At 72.5% G+C, this 3,656-nt stretch carries 1 protein-coding gene; it reads left to right on the forward strand.

Features of this window, described 5'->3' with window-relative positions:
• Positions 1-3,656 (forward strand): acyltransferase domain-containing protein (locus tag ACH4TL_RS45725; RefSeq protein ID WP_398332101.1); only part of this gene is annotated, 3,656 nt, incomplete at both ends.

A 3,656-nucleotide genomic window follows, 5' to 3' on the forward strand; every position in this document is an offset into this window, starting at 1 on the left:
TTCGGCGCCTCGGGCACCAACTCTCACCTCATCTTGGAGCAGGCCCCGGACACCCCCGAAGCCGAGCCGGTGCCCGTGTATGAAGGCGTCGTGCCCTGGGTGCTGTCGGCGCGAAGCGCGGAGGCGCTGCACGGGCAGGCCGCGGCGCTGGCCGGTCATGTCTGCGCTGAGGATGGCGTGTCGCTGGTGGAGGTGAGCTGGTCGCTGATCAGCACGCGGTCGGTGTTCGAGCATCGGGCGGTGGCGCTGGGGAGCGACCGGGCGGAGTTGGTGGCGGCGGTCGAGGCGCTGGCGGCGGGGGAGTCCCACCCGGATGCGGTACTCGCGAGTGCCTCCGCACCCGCGGGCGAGATGGGCCCGGTGCTGGTGTTCCCCGGTCAGGGCGCCCAGTGGGCCGGAATGGGAGCCGCGCTGCTCGATGCGTCGCCAGTGTTCGCGGCGCGGGTGGCGGAGTGCGAACAGGCGCTGTCGCCTTACGTGGACTGGTCGCTCACCGACGTTCTGCGCGGCACCGAGGGCGCGGGCGATCTGGGCCGGGTCGATGTGGTGCAGCCCGTGCTGTGGGCGGCCATGGTGTCCCTGGCCGCGGTGTGGGCCGGGCATGGCGTGAAGCCCGCGGCTGTCGTGGGTCACAGTCAGGGGGAGATCGCGGCGGCGGTCGTGGCCGGGGCGCTGTCGCTGGAGGACGGCGCGAAGGTGGTGGCGCTGCGCAGCCGGGCGTTGCGCCAGCTGGCCGGTGGCGGAGCGATGGCGTCGCTCGGCGTAGGCCAGGAGCAGGCCGAACAGCTGCTGGTCGGGCTCGGCGAACAAGCCGCCGGAGTGGGCGTGGCGGCGGTCAACGGGCCCTCCTCCACGGTCATTTCGGGCCCACCACAGCAGGTGGCCGACGCAGTGGCCGCATGCCAGCAGAACGGCGATCGCGCACGCCTCATCGAAGTGGACTACGCCTCGCACGGCCCCCAGATCGATGAGATCCACGACGAGCTGTTCCGTGAACTGGACGGTATCCAGCCGAACGACACCCGGGGAATGGGCAGCACGTTCTACTCGACGGTGACCGGCGGACAGGCCGATACGGCACAGCTGGACACCGCGTACTGGGTGGCGAATCTCCGCGAGCGCGTACGGTTCGCCGACGCGCTCCAGGCGGCATTGGCCGACGGGCACCGGGTGTTCATCGAAACCAGCACCCACCCCGTGCTGACCCTCGGCATGCAGGAAACCTTCGAGTGCGCGGGTGTCGAGGCCATCACGGTCCCCACGCTGCGCCGCGACCACGGAGACCGGGCTCAGCTGCTCCGGTCGCTCGCCCAGGCGTTCATCGCCGGAGTCGACGTCGACTGGACGACTCTGTACGACGCTGCGCCCCCACCCCGGGCCGTGGAGCTGCCCACTTACGCCTTCCAACGTGAACGGTACTGGCTCGACGGCCCCAGCGGTCGTGCGGGCGACCCCGCCGACCTCGGCCTGACCTCCGCCGACCACCCCCTGCTGGCCGCCGCGGTGGAGCTTGCGGATGGCAACGGCCATGTGCTGACGAGCCGACTCTCGGCGCGTCAGCACGCATGGCTCGGTGAGCATGTGGTGGCGGACGCGGTGCTGGTGCCTGGCGCGGCCCTGGCCGAGTGGGTACTGCGGGCCGCTGACGAGGTCGGCGCCGGTGGCGTGGAGGAGCTGGCGCTCCAGATCCCGCTGGTGCTGCCCCCGTCCGGTGGGGTGCGGCTTCAAGTGGTCGTCGGCGCGCCCGGGGACGACGGGCGCCGCGATGTGCAGGTGTACTCCCGTCCCGACGGCGATGCCGACCCCGGCGCGGTCTGGATGTGTCACGCGGAGGGCGTACTGAGCCCGCCCGCCGACCGCACCGACGACGAGGCGGCCGGACTGAGCGGCCCATGGCCCCCCGCGGGTGCGGAGCCGCTTGCGACCGAGGGATTCTACGAACGTGTCGCGGCCGCCGGGTATGCGTATGGGCCGTCGTTCCAGGGGCTGCGGGCGGTGTGGCAGGACGGCGCGGACGTGCTGGCCGAAGTGGTGCTGCCGGAAGCCGCGGGCGAACACGGCGGCTTCGGCATCCACCCGGCACTCCTCGACGCCGCCCTGCACCCGGCCCTCCTGATCGACCAGCTCACCACCAGCACGGACACCGAGGCCACCTCCGGCCAGATGTGGCTGCCGTTCGCATGGAACGGTGTGACGCTGTGGGCGGCCGAGGCGACCACGGTCCGGGTCCGGCTGTCCCCCCACGAGCAGAGCGCGGACGGCGAACGAGCACTGCGCGTCACCGTGGCCGATGCGGTCGGTGCGCCGGTGCTGACCGTGGATTCGGTGGCGATGCGCCCGGCGAGCGCGGACCAGTTGCGGGCGGCGGACACCCGCCGTACGGACAGCCTGTTCACCCTCGACTGGACCTCCCTGCCCCTCACCGTGGACACCACGGACCCGGCGGGCGGCGACGGCCACTGGGCGGTGCTGGGCACCGATTCCCCGCACCTTGCCGTGCCGGACGCGCACCACTTCGCGGACCTCCCGGCGTTGATCGACGCGCTCGATCGCGGGGAGCCGATCCCGTCGCTGGTCCTCGCCGACGTACCGTCCACCGGCGTCGGCGACAGCCACGACATGGCAGCCGAGGGCCTGGCCGGCGCGGAACGGACCCTGGCCCTGCTCCAGGGCTGGCTGGCCGAACCACGGCTGTCCGAAGCCCGGTTGGCGGTCGTGACACACGGCGCGGTCACGGCTGACGGCCCGGCCGAGGACGGTGTGCGGGTGGCTGCCGCCGCCGTGTGGGGCCTGGTACGCAGCGCCCAGTCGGAGAACCCCGGCCGTTTCCTCCTGCTCGACCTCGACGGCGAGGCCGGCGCCGACACCGTACGGACCGCCGTCATCCACGCCGTGGAGCGGGACGAACCACAGCTCGCCATGGGTGGCGGGCGGGTCCTGGTGCCTCGCCTCGTCCGGGCCGGGGCCGGTGGCGCGGGCCTCGTGGGCCCGGTGGAGCAGCCCGCGGCATGGCGGTTGGACACCGTCGGCACGGCCACCCTCGACAACGTGGCGCCGGTGCCCTGCCCCGAGGTGCTGGAGCGGCTGGGCGAGGGCCAGGTGCGGATCGCCGTCCGCGCCGCCGGTATCAACTTCCGGGATGTCGTGGTGAGCCTGGGTATGGTCCCGGGGCAGACCGGACTGGGCGGCGAAGGCGCCGGTGTGGTGGTGGACATCGGTCCCGGAGTCACCGACGTGGCGGTGGGAGACCGGGTCATGGGCGTCTTCGACCAGTCCTTCGGCCCCCTGACGGTCACGGACGCACGGCTCGTGGCCCCCGTACCGGACGCATGGAGTTTCCAGCAGGCCGCCGCCGTACCGGTGGCCTTCCTCACCGCCTGGTACGGCCTCACGGACCTCGCCGCACTCCGGCCGGGCCAGTCCGTGCTGATCCACGCCGCGACGGGTGGTGTGGGGATGGCGGCGGTGCAGATCGCCCGCCATCTGGGTGCGGAGATCTACGCGACGGCTTCGCCTGGCAAGCACACGACTCTCGAAGCCATGGGTATTGATCAAGCGCATCGGGCTTCTTCGCGTGATCTGGACTTCGAGCGCGTTGTTCGGGAGGCCACGGGTGGCCGTGGTGTGGATGTCGTGCTGAACAGCCTGGCCGGGCC

This window comes from Streptomyces sp. NPDC021115 (assembly GCF_044333065.1).
Classification (GTDB): domain Bacteria; phylum Actinomycetota; class Actinomycetes; order Streptomycetales; family Streptomycetaceae; genus Streptomyces.